Source organism: Streptomyces gottesmaniae, from assembly GCF_031845845.1.
In the GTDB taxonomy this organism is placed as follows: domain Bacteria; phylum Actinomycetota; class Actinomycetes; order Streptomycetales; family Streptomycetaceae; genus Streptomyces; species Streptomyces akebiae.
In genome coordinates, this window is the sequence record NZ_JAVRFJ010000014.1 from 1 (window position 1) to 15,069 (window position 15,069).

Annotated in this window: 14 protein-coding genes; 8 read left to right on the plus strand and 6 right to left on the minus strand. The window is 71.2% G+C overall.

Annotation, left to right across the window (positions count from 1 at the left end; genetic code table 11):
* Positions 1-677: DUF2293 domain-containing protein (locus RM704_RS17360; RefSeq protein ID WP_311590769.1), on the minus strand; the 677-nt coding region annotated here is incomplete at its 3' end.
* A 161-nt stretch (positions 678-838) separates the two neighbouring features.
* Between RM704_RS17360 and RM704_RS17365 the strand changes: the two genes are divergently transcribed.
* The gene (locus RM704_RS17365) at positions 839-1,480 is read left to right on the plus strand and encodes a nucleoside/nucleotide kinase family protein (protein ID WP_033526671.1); all 642 of its coding nucleotides are present in this window, start codon (positions 839-841) and stop codon (positions 1,478-1,480) included.
* Positions 1,481-1,646: 166 nt separating this feature from the next.
* A complete protein-coding gene (locus tag RM704_RS17370) occupies positions 1,647-2,075 on the plus strand; it encodes a CBS domain-containing protein (protein WP_033526654.1) in 429 nt (142 codons plus the stop codon).
* 54 nt (positions 2,076-2,129) lie between these two features.
* Here the strand turns inward: RM704_RS17370 and RM704_RS17375 are convergent, their stop codons facing one another.
* Entirely contained in the window at positions 2,130-3,257 is a 1,128-nt protein-coding gene (locus RM704_RS17375; protein ID WP_033526653.1) for a magnesium and cobalt transport protein CorA, read from the minus strand.
* A 330-nt stretch (positions 3,258-3,587) separates the two neighbouring features.
* Here RM704_RS17375 and RM704_RS17380 point away from each other — a divergent pair, with 330 nt between their 5' ends.
* Positions 3,588-4,385, plus strand: a complete 798-nt coding sequence (locus RM704_RS17380) for a methyltransferase domain-containing protein (RefSeq protein ID WP_033526670.1) — start codon at positions 3,588-3,590, stop codon at positions 4,383-4,385.
* A gap of 139 nt (positions 4,386-4,524) precedes the next feature.
* On the opposite strand, the gene RM704_RS17385 is transcribed toward RM704_RS17380, so the two are convergent.
* On the minus strand, positions 4,525-5,478 hold the full coding sequence (locus RM704_RS17385) for a carbohydrate kinase family protein (protein ID WP_052145966.1): 954 nt from the start codon (positions 5,476-5,478) through the stop codon (positions 4,525-4,527).
* Positions 5,479-5,557: 79 nt separating this feature from the next.
* Complete coding sequence (locus tag RM704_RS17390; protein ID WP_033526652.1) at positions 5,558-6,463, minus strand: pseudouridine-5'-phosphate glycosidase; 906 nt, start codon at positions 6,461-6,463, stop codon at positions 5,558-5,560.
* A 99-nt stretch (positions 6,464-6,562) separates the two neighbouring features.
* Here RM704_RS17390 and RM704_RS17395 point away from each other — a divergent pair, with 99 nt between their 5' ends.
* The gene (locus RM704_RS17395; protein WP_033526651.1) at positions 6,563-6,991 is read left to right on the plus strand and encodes a VOC family protein; all 429 of its coding nucleotides are present in this window, start codon (positions 6,563-6,565) and stop codon (positions 6,989-6,991) included.
* Between the two features lie 124 nt (positions 6,992-7,115).
* On the opposite strand, the gene RM704_RS17400 is transcribed toward RM704_RS17395, so the two are convergent.
* Together RM704_RS17400 and RM704_RS17405 are read right to left on the minus strand one after the other, a co-directional pair.
* A complete protein-coding gene (locus tag RM704_RS17400) occupies positions 7,116-7,670 on the minus strand; it encodes a methylated-DNA--[protein]-cysteine S-methyltransferase (protein ID WP_033526650.1) in 555 nt (184 codons plus the stop codon).
* 85 nt (positions 7,671-7,755) lie between these two features.
* On the minus strand, positions 7,756-8,625 hold the full coding sequence (locus RM704_RS17405) for a glycerophosphodiester phosphodiesterase (RefSeq protein ID WP_033526649.1): 870 nt from the start codon (positions 8,623-8,625) through the stop codon (positions 7,756-7,758).
* Between the two features lie 280 nt (positions 8,626-8,905).
* On the opposite strand from RM704_RS17405, the gene RM704_RS17410 reads away from it, so the two are divergent.
* The 4 genes from RM704_RS17410 to RM704_RS17425 all read left to right on the plus strand — a co-directional run bounded on the left by RM704_RS17410 (position 8,906) and on the right by RM704_RS17425 (position 14,800).
* Positions 8,906-9,775, plus strand: coding sequence for an MHYT domain-containing protein (locus RM704_RS17410; protein WP_033526648.1), 870 nt, complete (start codon positions 8,906-8,908; stop codon positions 9,773-9,775).
* Positions 9,776-9,815: 40 nt separating this feature from the next.
* Complete coding sequence (gene uvrB, locus RM704_RS17415; protein ID WP_033526647.1) at positions 9,816-11,951, plus strand: excinuclease ABC subunit UvrB; 2,136 nt, start codon at positions 9,816-9,818, stop codon at positions 11,949-11,951.
* 169 nt (positions 11,952-12,120) lie between these two features.
* Positions 12,121-12,699 carry a TerD family protein gene (locus RM704_RS17420; protein WP_033526646.1) on the plus strand — a complete coding sequence of 193 codons (579 nt, stop codon included), beginning with the start codon at positions 12,121-12,123 and terminating at the stop codon, positions 12,697-12,699.
* Positions 12,700-12,745: 46 nt separating this feature from the next.
* Positions 12,746-14,800, plus strand: coding sequence for a TerD family protein (locus RM704_RS17425; protein WP_033526645.1), 2,055 nt, complete (start codon positions 12,746-12,748; stop codon positions 14,798-14,800).
* The last annotated feature ends 269 nt before the right edge of the window (positions 14,801-15,069 follow it).

Here is a 15,069-nt window from a genome sequence, read left to right on the forward strand (position 1 = left end):
ACCCCCCGCCACCCCCGCAGCGTCGCCTCCACCGTGACCGTGATCCGTCGGCGTGCCTCGTACCTGGGCACGCCGGTCATCAGGAGGTGGTCGTACGGCGTGTCCACGTGGCGTACGGACGCGATGACCGCCGAGGTCACCGCGACCTCCGTCAGCGCGCGCCCCGCCGCGCTGCGCCCGACGCGGCCGCTGCCGCGCACCGAGGCGTGGGCGGCGATCTCCCGGGCCCGCTCGGGCGGACAGCCGGGAAACAGCCGTCCTATCTCCGCGGCGAACGCGTCCGTGAAGCGCACGTCCTCCGCCGCCCGCCGCCGCGCGTCCCGGATCCGCCGACGGCGTCGCACCTCCGCGTCCGCCAGGCACCGTTCCTCGGCCCGGGTGAGCCCCGCCTCCTCGACCAGGACTCCCTGCCGCTCGTACCGGCTCCGGCGCCGGTTGAACCGTACGACCACCGCCGACAGCGAGCTCTCCTCCCGCGCCCTCCGGGTGAGCGCGGTGTCGCCCCGCGGCAGGAACACCAGGTGCCCGAGGTCCGCGCAGTCCAGGCAACGCGGCGCCCCCTGCTCCAGGACCAGCAGCGCCACCGGACCGCTCCGACACTCGGCGCAGTGCTTCTTCCTGAGTGCCTGCACGACGACAAGTCCGGTACGGGGCGGGGGAGTAGCGAGTGCTGCCATACGCGGTTCATTCCCCCCGGTCTCCGCATGGTCACGCCGTGCTCGCAGCCGACTGCCGGCCCGGTTTCCGATGTGACTGCCGTTGCGACTGCCGACCCGCCTGCCGACCCGCCTGCCCTGAGTGCCGACCGGGTCGGGCACGGCGCCCGGTGGGCGGCATCATGGGCCGTGTGCGATTCGAAGCGATCACCTGGGAGCGGCTCGGCGACCTTCTCGCCGAACGCCTCCTCGACCTCAAGCCGGGCGACGGCTCGCCCTGGCCGCGGATCGCCTTCGACGGCGCCCCGGCAGCCCGTCCCGGTGACCTCGCCGCCCTGGTGTCCGAGGCGCTGCGCATACGCGGCCGGGCCTCGCTCGTCGTGGGAACCGAAGGGTTCCTCCGGCCGGCGTCGCTGCGGTTCGAGTACGGCCATGAGGACGTGGAGGCGTACTACGACGGCTGGTTCGACACCGCCGCCCTGTGGCGCGAGGTCTTCGGCCCGCTCGACCCCGGCGGCACGGGGCGGGTCCTGCCCGACCTCTGGGACCCCACCACCGACCGTGCGACCCGCAGCCCCTACGTCCCACTCCCGCCCGGCGCGATTCTGCTGACGCACGGCCCCCTCCTCCTGAAGCACTGGTTCCCTTTCGACCTGACCGTCCATGTCCTCCTCTCCCCGGGGGCCCTGCGCCGCCGCACCCCGCAGGACGAGCACTGGACCCTGCCCGCCTTCGAGCGCTACGAGACCGAAACCGACCCGGCTGCCACGGCCGATGTCCTGGTGCGCGCCGACGACCCTCGCCACCCGGCCTGGAACGGCTGACCGGTGAGGAATCGTCCGGCGCCTCGGTTGAGCCCCGCCCGCGTCCGGTGGGGGTGCCGCACGACGCTCCGAGTGCGCCTCAGCCCGGACGCGGCAAGAATGTAGGGCGCCGGGACTAGCGGTGCGTCCTGCGCCGCGCCGGCCGTCCGGCAACGGGAGGTATCACATGACCACCGCCGGAGACATCATGCACCGCGGCGCCCAGTGGATCCCCGCCCACGAGACCCTCGACCGCGCCGCCCAGCTGATGCGTCAGCTGAACGTCGGGGCCCTGCCCATCAGCGACCAGAACGAACGGCTCTGCGGCATCCTCACCGACCGCGACATCGTCGTCGGCTGCGTCGCCCTGGGCCACGACCCGTCGACGGTCACAGCCGGCGAGATGGCCAAGGGCACACCGCGTTGGATCGACGCGGACGCCGACGTCAGCGAGGTGCTTCAGGAGATGAAGGGGCACCAGATCCGCCGGCTCCCGGTGATCGAGAACAAGCGTCTCGTCGGCATGATCAGCGAGGCCGACCTGGCCCGTCACCTGTCGGACGACCAGATCGCCTCCTGGGCCGAGAGCGTCTACGCGAAGAGCGCGACGCCCTGACCGCCGGTATCGGGCGTGGCACCCGGCCGTTCGATCGCCTCCTCGCTCGGGGAGTCACAGCCACCCGTTGCGCTTGAAGCCCCGGTAGAGGGTGACGCAGGCGCTGGCTATGACTCCCAGGACCAGCGGATAGCCGAACTTCCAGTGCAGTTCCGGCATGTGCTCGAAGTTCATGCCGTAGACCCCGCACACCATGGTCGGCACGGCGATCAGCGCTGCCCACGCCGTGATCTTCCGCATGTCCTCGTTCTGCGCGACGCTGACCTGCGCGAGATGCGCCTGCAGAATGGAGTTCAGCAGTTCGTCGAACGCGGCGATCTGCTCGGTGGCCCGTAGCAAGTGGTCGGAGACGTCGCGGAAGTAGGCCTGTATCTCCGGGTCGACCACCCGGATCGGTCGTGAGGTGAGCTCCAGGAGCGGGCGGGCGAGCGGGGCCACAGCCCGCTTCAGTTCGAGCAGTTCGCGCTTGAGCTGGTAGATGCGGCCCGGGTCGACCCGCGCGCCGTTCGCGGCGAACACGTCTGTCTCGACCTGGTCGATGTCCGTCTGGACCGAGTCCGTGACGCTCAGGTAGTCGTCGACCACATGGTCCGCGATCGCGTGCAGCACCGCGGCCGGGCCCTTGGCCAACTGGTCTGGATCCGCCTCCAGTTCCTCCCGCAGCGGACCGAGTGAGCCGTGCCGTCCGTGGCGGACGGTGATCACGAAGTCGGCGCCGACGAAGACCATGATCTCGCCGGTGTGCACGACCTCGCTGGTCGCGGTCAGTTCGGTGTGCTCGACGTAGCAGACTGTCTTGAACACCGCGAAGAGTGTGTCGTCGTAGCGCTCCAGCTTCGGGCGCTGATGGGCCTCGATCGCGTCCTCAACCGCCAGTGGGTGCAGGTCGAAGAGCTCGGCGATGCCGGCGAACTCCCGCTGTGTGGGCTCGTGCAGCCCCAGCCAGACGAAGCCGTGGTCGTGCCTGCGGACCTGTTTCACGGCCTCGACGACATCGCGGACGGCGGGCGATCGGACACCCTTGTGGTAGGTCACGCAGTTCACCACCGAGGTGCCCAGCGGGGAGCGGGCCGGATGGCTGAGGTCGACACGGGGGCGTCGACGGGCCAGGCGTGCCATCGTGCGCAGGCCGACGACCCTGTCGAGGCCGGTGACCTTCCGCAGATTCCCTGCCATGGACATCTGGCTTCTCCTTGCGTGGATCTCCTCGCACCGCACTCCGTGCCTTGTGGCGCCAGTTTGCCAGGGCCGAACGAGTGCCGGGTAAGGCTGTGGGAACGGAACGCTCCGCTTCACTTGTAGACGTTCGAGCCCGTGCGGCCGTTCCGATCCGGTCGACGCCATCCGGTCGACGCCATCCGGTCGTCGCCGTCCGGTCGTCGCCGTCCGGTTCGTCGCCCTCCGTCGTTTCCGGTCGTTCCCGGCCTTTGCCGACCGGTCTCCGCAGGACGGCCGCGCGGCTGCGGGAGCGTCGCCGTGAAGGGCAAGTCGGTCAAATGGGATGATCAGGGCATGATGCGAACCGACGGGTATCTCCTCGACCAGCGGCAGGCCGAGACGGGGCAGGGCCCCGACGCCTTCGCCGCACTCTTCGACCCCACGACCTTCCGGCACATGGAAGCCTTCGGTCTGGGGTCCGGCTGGCGCTGTTGGGAGGCAGGCGCGGGCGGCGCCTCGGTGGTCTCCTGGCTGGCGAAGAAGGTCGGACCGACGGGCAAGGTCATCGCGACGGACACCGACATCTCCTGGGCCGTGCCCTCGGTCACCCGCCCTCCGGTCGAGGCCCTCGTCCATCACGTGGGCGTCGACCAGCCCCCGGGTGACGGCTTCGACCTCGTGCACGCCCGCCTCGCCCTGGCTCACGCGCCGGACCACGAGCAGGCGTTGTCGTCGATGGTCAACGCCCTGCGTCCCGGCGGACGACTCCTGGTCGAGGACATCGACCCCGCCCTCCAACCCCTGGCCTGCCTCGAGGAATCCGGACCTGAGCACCAGTTGGCCAACCGGCTTCGCCAGGCCGTGCGCGAGCTGCTCGGCGAACGCGGAATCGGCCCTGCGCACGGCCGCAGACTCCCTCGCCTGCTGCGGGCCGTCGGCCTGCGCGGTGTGGAGGCCGACGCGTACTTCCCCGTCGCCTCACCGGGCTGTGCCGCCCTGGAGTCGACGACCGTCGACCGGCTCCGCGAAGCGCTCGTCACGGCGAACCTCGTCACGGCGGAGGAGATCGACCGGCATCTGTCGGCCGTGGCCTCCGGCGAGATGGACATCGCTGCCCCGCCTCTGATCTCGGCTTGGGGCCGGAAGGCATAGCGAGGGGCCGGTCCGGTGGACCATCACCCGATCCGGCGGCGGGCGAGAATGCTTCAGCGGGCGAGGGCGACCCGCCAGGCAAGGGTGACCCGCCGGGCGAGGGCGACCGGCGGCGGGCGGGGGCGAAACGGTCGCCCGGTCACGACACCCGGGCGACCCCCGGCGGTCTTCCGCCCACTTTCTCCACCGCCCGCGCTCCTGCCCCGCACCCCTCGGCCGCCGCCCCCTCGGCGTCCGCGCCCGCGAGCAGCGCCGCCAGGAACGCCCCCGTGAAGGCGTCGCCCGCGCCGGTGGTGTCACGGGGCGTGGCGGGTGCCGCCGGGATCCGCGACACGACACGGCCCTCGCGCGCGACGAGGGCGCCGTCCGCTCCCTGCTTGGCCACCACCAGAGGTACGAGACGGCTCAACTTGGCCGCCGCGTCGGCCGGATCGGGCAGCCCGGTCAGCAGGTGGGCCTCGTCGCGGCTGGGCAGCAGCACATCCACTCCCTCGACGAGCGTGAGGAAACGGTCCACACCGAGCCGCGTGAGGAATCCCGCCGAGGCGGGATCCACGCTCACCGGCACTCCACGCGCGCGTGACGACTCCAGGGCCACGGAGACCAGCGCGCGGCTGGGCTCGGCGAAGAACAGATAACCCGACAGGTGCAGCCGAGCGACGCCGTCGAGCAGGGCCGGAGACCAGTCGTCCGGGTTCAGCCGCAGCGCGGCACCGCTGTCGGTGAGGAACGTGCGCTCGGCCTTGGCGCCCGTGTCCACCAGGCAGATCACCGTCCCCGTGGCCGCCTCCGGGTCGACCACCAGATGGGGTCGTACGCCCGAGGCCCGCAGCTCCCGCTCGTGCCACGCGGCCCCGTCCGTGCCCACCCGCCCGAGCAGCCGCACGTCCGCGCAGCCGCGATGAGCCGCCCAGCAGGCCACGTTGGCGCCCGCCCCGCCGGGCAGCGTCCGGATCGTGGAAGCCGTGTCGGTGCCCGTCGCGAGCGGCCCGCGGTGCCGGGCGACGACATCCGTGACGACGTCCCCCACGACGAGCAGCGCCCCGCCCCCACCTTCTCGGGGCCGGCCCGCACCACCACCGGACCCGCCCACCGCAGCACCGGGGCCGTCTGCGGCATCACCGGGCCCGCTCACCGTACCACCGGGTTCGCTCGCGGTTCGCCGGGTCACCTCACGCCCCGGTCCAGGCCGCCGCGATCCGTGCCGCGAGCCGTACGTTGCCGCGTACCGCCGCCAGGTTGGCGCTCAGGGAGGCGCCGTCGGTGTGCCGTACGAGATAGCTCAGCAGGAAGGGGGTGACCGCCTGGCCCGTGACGCCCTCCGCGTCGCACGCCGCCAGCGCCTCCTCGAGCACACGCGCGTGCAGCTCGGGATCGAGCTGCTCCGCCTCCGGCACGGGATTGGCGACGATCAGCGCCGACTCGGGGCCGCCGAGCGCGTCCTGCGCCCGCATGACGTCCGCGACCTCGCCCGGCGACCGGAGTGTCCACTCCACCGGATGTCCCGAGTCGGCCAGGTAGAAGCCGGGGAAGCGGTCCGTGCCGTACCCGGCGACCGCGACGCCCAGCGTCTCCAGCCGCTGCAAGGTCGCCGGCACGTCCAGGATCGACTTCACGCCCGCGCACACCACCGTGATCCGGGTCCGCGCGAGGAGCCCCAGGTCGGCGGACTCGTCCTGGGTCACCGTCCACTCGCGGTGCACGCCCCCGAGCCCACCCGTCGCGAACACCCGTACGCCCGCGAGGGCCGCCAGCTGGGCGGTCGCCGACACGGTGGTCGCCCCGCTCACGCCCGCGGCCACCGCCGGCGGCAGGTCGCGATGCCCGAGCTTGCGCATGCCGTCCTCGTTGGCGACCCGCTCCAACTGCTGCTTGTCGAGGCCGATATGGGGCCGCCCGTCCAGCACGGCGATCGTCGCGGGTACGCCGCCCTCCCGCCGTACGACCTCCTCCAGCTCCAGCGCCACCTGCAGATTGCGGGGGCGGGGCAGCCCGTGCGCGATGATCGTCGACTCCAGGGCCACCACGGGTCGACGCGCGTCAACCGCTTCCCGCACCTCTTCGGACACCACCAGCACGCGCTTGCCTCCTGTCTGACGTTCTTCCCTCATCCCTGGCGGACGGCGTGCCCGGCCAAACCCTTGCGCGTTGTGGTGCAGGACACCAGCCTGAGGTGCATGAAGGAGAACACGACACGTCTTGACCATGTCGTCATCTGGGTGCGGGAGCCGATCGCGGCGGCAGGCTTCTACGAGAAGGCCGTGGGCCTGGAACCCGTGAGGGTCACCGAGTACGCGGCGGGACAGGCGCCCTTCCCCTCCGTCCGTGTCAACGACGAGACCATCATCGATCTCATGCCGCTGGCCATGGCGCCGACGATGCGGATGCTGCCGGGCGCCGCCGCCGGCGCCGGGCACCCCGTCAACCACGTCTGCCTGGCGATGCCCGGCCCGGACTTCGACGAACTGCGCGCCCGGCTGGAGGAACAGGCGGTCCCCGTCTCGGAGGTCTCCCACGACTCCTTCGGCGCACGCGGACTCGCCCGGCGAAGCTTCTACTTCCAGGACCCGGACGGCAACGTCTTCGAGGCGCGGCACTACGAGTAGCGCCGCCCCGATCGCCGTCGCGAGCGGTTCCGGCCGGCCTCCGCGTATCCGGACGACGACAGACGGCCGACGCGCGGCACGACGGCGGAGACAAAAGCCCAGAACGAGGGCTCAGAACGAGGGCTCAGAACAAGGGCTCCGGAAGGACCCCTTCGAGCGCCAACAGTTTCCGCTTGGTCTCCAGTCCGCCGCCGAACCCGCCGATGCCGCCGTCGCTCTCCACCACCCGGTGGCACGGCACCACCACGGGCAGCGGGTTCGACCCCATCGCGACTCCGACCGCCTGGGCCGCGCCGGGCTGGCCCACGCGCCGCGCGAGATCGCCGTAGCCCACGACCGAGCCGTAGGGGACGCCCGACGCCAGTTCGCGCAGCACCTGGCGGTTGAACCCCGAGATCAGCGACCAGTCGAGCGGCAGCGCGAACTCGCGCCGCCGGCCCGCGAAGTACGCCTCGAACTGACGTATCGCCTCGGCCAGCTGCGGTGCGTCGGGAGCCTCCACCGGGGTGGTGCCGAGGCGCGAGGCGAGCCGGTCGAGGGTCCGGTCGCGCACCGGCTCCGTGGCGTGGAAGACGACATGGACCAGGCCCTCGTCCGTCGCGGCCAGCAGCAGCGGGCCGATGTCCGAGGCGACGACGGTCCACACCACCTGCTGCTCGCCCTGCGCATGGCTGTTCATGGGACCACCGTACGGGCCGCCACCGACAACGACCTCGCAGTGCGCTCCGCCCCGGAACGCACACCACCGGCCGCGGACCGCCGCGTCAGCCCTGCGTGGCGTCTCTGACCACGTCCGGCTTGTTGGTGATGATGCCGTCCACGCCGTAGTCGGCGACCCGGCGGGCGTTGGCGGCGTCGTTCACGGTCCAGGTGAGGATCTCCAACGGCTTGCCGTGCGGACCTCCGAGCGCGTGGATCGTGGCGACGTAGGACGCGGAGATGGTCGTGTACGAGGAGTTGATCTGGTCGCTGAACGTCGCGTACTCGGGCAGGTCGGCGATGTCCGGTGTACCGAGCAGACCGGTCTTCACCGCCGGGCTCAGCTCATGGACCCGGCGCACGGTGTCGGCGCTGAAGCTCTGGATCACCAGCTTGTCGAGGTGGGCCGGGCCGAGCCAGCCCTCGTTGGCGAGCACCTTCAGGGTCTGTTGCTCGATACCCGGGTAGAGCTGCGGATTCTTGATCTCCAGGACGAGCTTCTGGTGGTTGCGTGAGACCCGCCGCATGTACTGCTCCAGCGTCGGTACGCGCGCGCCCGCGAAGTCACCGCCGAACCAGCTGCCCGCGTCCAGGCGCGCGATCTCCGCGGCGGTGAAGTCCGCCACGTTCCAGGGCGCGCGCTCGGGATAGAGCTCCTCCACATTGGTCGTCCGCGCCAGCGTCGCGTCGTGGAGGACGACGAGCCTGCCGTCACTGGTGCGCTGGACGTCGTTCTCGACCCAGTCGAAGCCCATCTCGTGGGCCTTGTCGACAGCGGCCAGGGTGTTCTCGGGCGCGTAGGCGGAAGCTCCGCGATGCGCGACGACCAGTGGATTCCCGGCGTCGGCGGCCGCGTGAGCGGCGGAAGTGGGGAGCAGGAGGACGGTGGCCCCCAAGAACGCTGTGGTCGCGGCGACAACTGCGCGCACGTGCATGCGTACTCCTCGCGTCGATCGATCACGGTCAGCTCAAGAGTGACAGCAGAGGGTCAACGGCAGAGGGGCGCAGGATGGCCATGAATTGAATGGAGTTGCCCAAGTCCGCTCACGCGCACCGCACAAGTGGGGCAAGGCCGTGTTTCTTTGCCGGAAAATCGTTCGACCATTCCGGTGGGGGTCATACTCTCTGCGACAACCCTGACCGTCGTTGCGGTGCCGGGGCTGGGGGCATTGCAGAAAATCCAGGGACGCGACAGGGCGGGAAAGGCAGCCGCGGATGCAGGGCACGGTCGACGGCTTCAGCTACGGACTCGTCACACCGGTGGTGGCCTACCTCATGGCCTGCCTCGGAGGCGCGCTCGGCCTGCGCTGCACCACCAGATCGATGCTCGTGGACGGCCGCTGGCGGATCGGCTGGCTCGCGCTGGGCTCGGCGGCCATCGGCTCCGGCATCTGGACCATGCACTTCGTCGCGATGATGGGGTTCAAGGTCCTGCAGACCCCGATCCACTACGACCCGCTGACCACGTTCTCGAGCCTCGCCGTCGCGATCGTCATGGTCGGCATCGGGATCTTCATGGTCGGCTCCAAGGGGGCCGGCGGGGCCGCGCTGTTCACCGGCGGCACCATCACCGGCCTGGGCATCGCCTCCATGCACTACCTGGGCATGGCCGGCATGCGGCTCAACGGCACGTTCCAGTACAACACCGTCACCGTGGCCGCTTCGGTCGTGATCGCCGTGGTGGCCGCGATCGCCGCCCTGTGGGCCGCCGGACAGGTCCGCGGCTTCCTCTGGAGCGTGGGCGCCAGCCTCGTCATGGGGATCGCCGTCAGCGGCATGCACTACACGGGCATGGCCGCCCTCAGCGTCCATCTGCACAGCGCCTCGGGCCCCGACCCGGCCGACGGCTCCTCGTCCGCCGCCCTGCTGGCCCCGCTGATGATCGGCCCGCTGGTGTTCCTGCTCCTCGCGGGTGTCGTCGTGATGTTCGACCCGTTCATGATCATGGGCAGGTTCCACGGAAGTCCGGTCGAGCGCCGGCCCGGCATCCCGTCCCAGGCGACCGCCCACACCTGCCGGCACATGGAGTCCCGCACCGGCCAGGAGCACCGCGAGCGACGTTCCCGCGCACCGCAGAATCGCTGATCGCGGCCCGTTGTCAGTGCGGGGTCGTACGGTGGATTGCATGCGGCCCGTTTCCAAGATCGAACGCACGGTGGCGCCCTTCGAGGTCGTCAGTCCCTACCAGCCGAGCGGCGACCAGCCCACGGCCATCGCCGACCTCGCCCGGCGCATCAAGGCAGGTGAGAAGGACGTCGTCCTGCTCGGCGCGACCGGCACCGGCAAGTCCGCCACCACCGCGTGGATGATCGAGAAGCTCCAGCGCCCGACCCTGGTGATGGCGCCGAACAAGACCCTGGCGGCCCAGCTGGCCAACGAGTTCCGCGAGCTGCTGCCGAACAACGCGGTCGAATACTTCGTCTCGTACTACGACTACTACCAGCCCGAGGCCTACGTCCCGCAGTCGGACACCTACATCGAGAAGGACTCCTCGATCAACGAGGAAGTGGAACGCCTGCGACACTCCGCGACCAACTCGCTGCTCACCCGCCGCGACGTCGTCGTGGTCGCCTCCGTCTCCTGCATCTACGGTCTCGGCACGCCGCAGGAGTACGTGGACCGCATGGTCCCCCTCAAGGTCGGCGAGGAGTTCGACCGGGACCAGCTGCTGCGCCGCTTCGTGGACATCCAGTACACGCGCAACGACCTGGCGTTCACCCGCGGCACCTTCCGTGTCCGCGGCGACACCATCGAGATCTTCCCGGTCTACGAGGAGCTCGCCGTCCGCATCGAGATGTTCGGCGACGAGATCGAGGCCCTCTCCACCCTCCACCCCCTCACCGGCGAGATCATCAGCGACGACCAGCAGCTGTACGTCTTCCCGGCCTCCCACTACGTCGCCGGCCCCGAGCGCCTGGAGCGCGCCGCCAACGACATCGAGAAGGAGTTGGGGGAGCGCCTGGCGGAGCTGGAGAAGCAGGGCAAGCTCCTGGAGGCCCAGCGCCTGCGCATGCGCACGACGTACGACCTGGAGATGCTCCGCCAGATCGGCTCCTGCTCCGGCGTGGAGAACTACTCGATGCACTTCGACGGCCGTGAGCCGGGCTCCCCACCGAACACCCTGCTGGACTACTTCCCGGACGACTTCCTCCTCGTCATCGACGAGTCCCACGTGACCGTGCCCCAGATCGGCGCGATGTACGAGGGCGACGCCTCCCGCAAGCGCACTCTCGTCGACCACGGCTTCCGGCTGCCCTCCGCCCTGGACAACCGCCCCCTGAAGTGGGAGGAGTTCCAGGAGCGCGTCGGCCAGACGGTGTACCTCTCGGCGACCCCCGGCCAGTACGAGCTGTCCCGCTCCGACGGCCACGTCGAGCAGATCATCCGCCCCACCGGCCTGGTCGACCCCGAGGTCGTCGTCAAGCCCACCGAGGGCCAGATCGACGACCTGGTGCACGAGATCCGCACGCGCACCGAGAAGGACGAGCGCGTTCTCGTCACGACCCTCACCAAGAAGATGGCGGAGGACCTCACCGACTACTTCCTGGAGCTCGGCATCCAGGTCCGCTACCTCCACAGCGACGTCGACACCCTGCGCCGCGTCGAACTGCTGCGCGAGCTGCGCGCCGGTGAGTACGACGTCCTGGTCGGCATCAACCTCCTCCGGGAGGGCCTCGACCTCCCCGAGGTCTCCCTGGTGGCGATCCTCGACGCGGACAAGGAGGGCTTCCTGCGCTCGGGGACCTCGCTGATCCAGACCATCGGCCGCGCGGCGCGCAATGTGTCGGGGCAGGTCCATATGTACGCCGACAAGATCACCCCGGCGATGGCGAGGGCCATCGACGAGACCAACCGGCGCCGGGAGAAGCAGGTCGCGTACAACAAGGCCAAGGGCATCGACCCCCAGCCGCTCCGCAAGAAGATCAACGACATCGTCGCGCAGATCGCGCGCGAGGACGTCGACACCGAGCAGCTGCTCGGCTCCGGCTATCGCAAGGGCAAGGACGGCACGAGCGCCAAGGCCCCCGTGCCCTCCCTCGGCGGCAAGGCGGCCAAGTCCGCCAAGGGCAGGACCAAGGCCGCCGAGGCCGTCCCGACCGACCGTCCCGCGGCCGAGCTCGCCCAGCAGATCGAGGACATGACCGAGCGCATGCGCGCGGCCGCCGCCGAGCTGCAGTTCGAGATCGCCGCGCGGCTGCGTGACGAGGTGTCCGAGATGAAGAAGGAACTGCGGCAGATGAGGGAGGCGGGCCTGGCCTGACCTCCACCACGGGCACCGGGGGAGGGGCGGGTCCCGCGTCGGCGCGCTGTGTTGCAAGACCGACACAAAGTGCGACACAGGCTGCGGCAATGTCAGTGCCGCTGCGTAGGGTGCTGAACATCCGCGGACTCCGCGGGAACAGGGGACAGCTCGAGAGGGGAATCAGCGCGTGACCGTCAACATGACCAAGGGTCAGGCCATCAGTCTGCAGAAGAACGACGGAGGCAGCCTGACCGCGGTGCGCATGGGTCTCGGCTGGCAGGCTGCCCCGAGGCGCGGCCTGTTCGGATCCCGCACCCGTGAGATCGACCTCGACGCCTCCGCCGTGCTGTTCGCGGACAAGCAGCCCGTGGACGTCGTCTTCTTCCGTCACCTGGTGAGCGACGACGGCTCCGTCCGGCACACCGGCGACAACCTGGTCGGCGGCGTGGGCCAGGGCGGCGACGACGAGGCGATCCTCGTCGACCTGGCCCGGGTGCCGGTCCACATCGACCAGATCGTCTTCACCGTGAACTCCTTCACGGGCCAGACCTTCCAGGAAGTGCAGAACGCGTTCTGCCGGCTGGTCGACGAGACCAACGGCCAGGAGCTGGCGCGCTACACCCTCGCGGGCGGCGGCCAGTACACCGCCCAGATCATGGCCAAGGTGCACCGCGCGGGCGCGGGCTGGCAGATGACCGCCATCGGCACGCCCGCCAACGGCCGCACCTTCCAGGACCTGATGCCGGCGGTCCTGCCGGTCCTGTAGGCACGCACCGAGTACACAGAGCACGCGACACAGGGGGACGAAGTCGATGACGGCCGAGCTGGTCCGGGGGCAGAACCATCCGCTGCCGGAGGTCCGACTGGAGATCCGCGTCTCGGCCGGCACGCCGATCGTGGCCGGTGCCACGCTCGGCGACGAGCACGGCCGGGTGCAGGGTGTCGAGTGGGTCGCCCACCCGGGCGCGCCCACCCTCCCGGGACTCGAGGTGCCCAGGCAGGCGGCGGCCGACCACCGCCTCGCCGTGGACCTCGACGCCCTGGCGCCGTCCGTGCACCGGGTGACCGTGCTGCTCGCCCTCCCCACGGGGACCGGCGGCCCGGCGCGCTTCGGCGCCGTGGCCGCCCCCTTCGTCGCGGTCACCGGCCTCGACGGCACCGAGGTCGCCAGCTACACCATCACCGACCTCGAACCGGAGTCGGCCGTCGTCGCCCTGGAGCTGTACCGCAGGCAGGGTGCCTGGAAGGTCCGCGCGGTCGGCCAGGGATACGCCGGCGGCCTCGCCGCGCTGCTCGCCGACCAGGGCCTGCCGCAGGCCCAGCAGCTGGCGGGCAGCATCAACGAGGCGGTGGCACAGGGCCTCGCCCGCTCGGTGGCCGCCCCTCCGCCCCGGCTGCCGGACGCGGACCGCCCGCACCGGACGACCGCCCCCGCGACAGGCCCCGACGAGGCCCACGGCGGCGCGACACCGCAGGGCGCGACCGGCAACCCCGCCCCGTCCCAGGGCCACCAGCCCACCTCTGCGTACGGCACGACACCCCCGTACGGCTCTCCGCACGACGGCACGCGGCCCGACCACGCGGCCGCACAGCACGGCGGCACCACCCCGGCCGACCCGGCCGCCGGGCAGCCGGCCTCCGCCACCGCCGGCGGCCCCGTCAACTACAGCCACCCCGGCCGTCAGACCACCGCGCCGCCCCCGCCCGCGCCGACCGCGCCTCCGGCCCAGCCCGGACAGCCCGCGCGGCCCGTCGCCGGCGACGCGACCGGCTGGTCCATGGAGGAGCGGCTCTACAACCAGGTGTGGGGCATGTTCGAGGACCTCGCCCGCACCACGGCCGCGTACCGCAGCGCCGTCGACTTCGCCGAGTCGCGGATGGAACAGGAGCTGGACAAGGTCCTGTCCGACCCGCGCAGCCGCATCAGCGGCCAGGGCGACGCCGCGCGCGAGGCGGCCCGCGCCAAGCACGCCCAGCTCGTCGACCAGGCCAGGGCCGCCCTCGACCGGGACCTGGCCCAGCTCGGGGCCGAGGCGGACGTCGTGGAGCCCGCGCTGCCCCCGGCGTACGCGAGCTGGGACAACCCGGTCTGGCACGGTTACCGGGTGCCGATGGAGATACCGATGGCGCTGCGTCTGGGCGATCTCCATCTGCCGGAGAGCGAGGACGTGCGCATCCCGATGCTGGTCCGGCTGCCGCTGGAGCGCGGCCTGTGGATCGACAGCGGCCGCTCCGGCGACTCGCTCGCCGACACCGACGAGCTCCGTCGCCTCGCGCTGGACACGGCAGTGGCTCTCGCCGCCCGACTGCTCGCGGTCTACCCGCCGGGCGAGTTCGCCGTGCACGTCGTCGACGCGGCCGGAGCGGGCTCGTCCGCGTTGGCGCCCCTGACGCAGGCCGGTGTGCTCGCCGGGCCGCCCGCCGCCGGAGCCGCGGGTGTCTCGGAGGTACTGGGGCGGCTCACCCAGCGCGTCGACCTCGTGCAGATGGCGGTGCGCGGGGGCGCGGCCGACGCGCTGCCCCCGGGCTTCGACACGGCCGAACAACTGCTGATCGTCAACGACTTCCCGCACGGCTTCGACGACCGTGCCGTCACCCAGCTCCGCTACCTCGCGGACGAGGGCCCCGCCGTCGGGGTCCACCTGATGATGGTCGCCGACCGGCAGGACGCCGCCGCCTACGGGCCGTTGCTCGACCCGCTGTGGCGTTCGCTGATGCGACTCACACCGACGCCCGACGACCACCTCGCCGACCCCTGGGTCGGCCACGCGTGGACGTACGAGCCGTCGACCATCCCGCCCGGCAGCGGCGTCATGCGTGACGTGCTGGCGCGCGTCGCGGAGGCCCGCCGCTCCTGGAACCGCTGAGGAGACGGCCGGGCCCCAGCCCGCACCAAGCCCTCGTAAAGTCACTTGACCTGCGGTTTTGATTCTTTCTTTGCCTCGCCCTTTACCTTCTCTTGGTGATTCGGTACTCTTTTCGTGCGGAGGGGAGTACTCCCTACATGCTGCGGCGTACCCGTCAATACGGATCGATCCCGATCCCGGGGCGTCGGCCCGGCGGCACCAGGCGTTGTGGAACGCCCTGGAGGACCGGGTGGAAGAGACCTCCGGTAGCGACGACGCTGAAATTTGCC

What these genes read in the sequence shown, in the direction of transcription:
- RM704_RS17375 (WP_033526653.1), bottom strand. Translation starts at nt 3,257, where the DNA reads ATGTCCATGGCAGGGAATCTGCGGAAGGTCACCGGCCTCGACAGGGTC.
- RM704_RS17365 (WP_033526671.1), top strand. Translation starts at nt 839, where the DNA reads ATGGGCCGTGTGCGATTCGAAGCGATCACCTGGGAGCGGCTCGGCGAC.
- RM704_RS17400 (WP_033526650.1), bottom strand. Translation starts at nt 7,670, where the DNA reads ATGAACAGCCATGCGCAGGGCGAGCAGCAGGTGGTGTGGACCGTCGTC.
- RM704_RS17405 (WP_033526649.1), bottom strand. Translation starts at nt 8,625, where the DNA reads ATGCACGTGCGCGCAGTTGTCGCCGCGACCACAGCGTTCTTGGGGGCC.
- RM704_RS17410 (WP_033526648.1), top strand. Translation starts at nt 8,906, where the DNA reads ATGCAGGGCACGGTCGACGGCTTCAGCTACGGACTCGTCACACCGGTG.
- RM704_RS17425 (WP_033526645.1), top strand. Translation starts at nt 12,746, where the DNA reads ATGACGGCCGAGCTGGTCCGGGGGCAGAACCATCCGCTGCCGGAGGTC.
- RM704_RS17380 (WP_033526670.1), top strand. Translation starts at nt 3,588, where the DNA reads ATGATGCGAACCGACGGGTATCTCCTCGACCAGCGGCAGGCCGAGACG.
- RM704_RS17395 (WP_033526651.1), top strand. Translation starts at nt 6,563, where the DNA reads ATGAAGGAGAACACGACACGTCTTGACCATGTCGTCATCTGGGTGCGG.
- uvrB (WP_033526647.1), top strand. Translation starts at nt 9,816, where the DNA reads ATGCGGCCCGTTTCCAAGATCGAACGCACGGTGGCGCCCTTCGAGGTC.
- RM704_RS17370 (WP_033526654.1), top strand. Translation starts at nt 1,647, where the DNA reads ATGACCACCGCCGGAGACATCATGCACCGCGGCGCCCAGTGGATCCCC.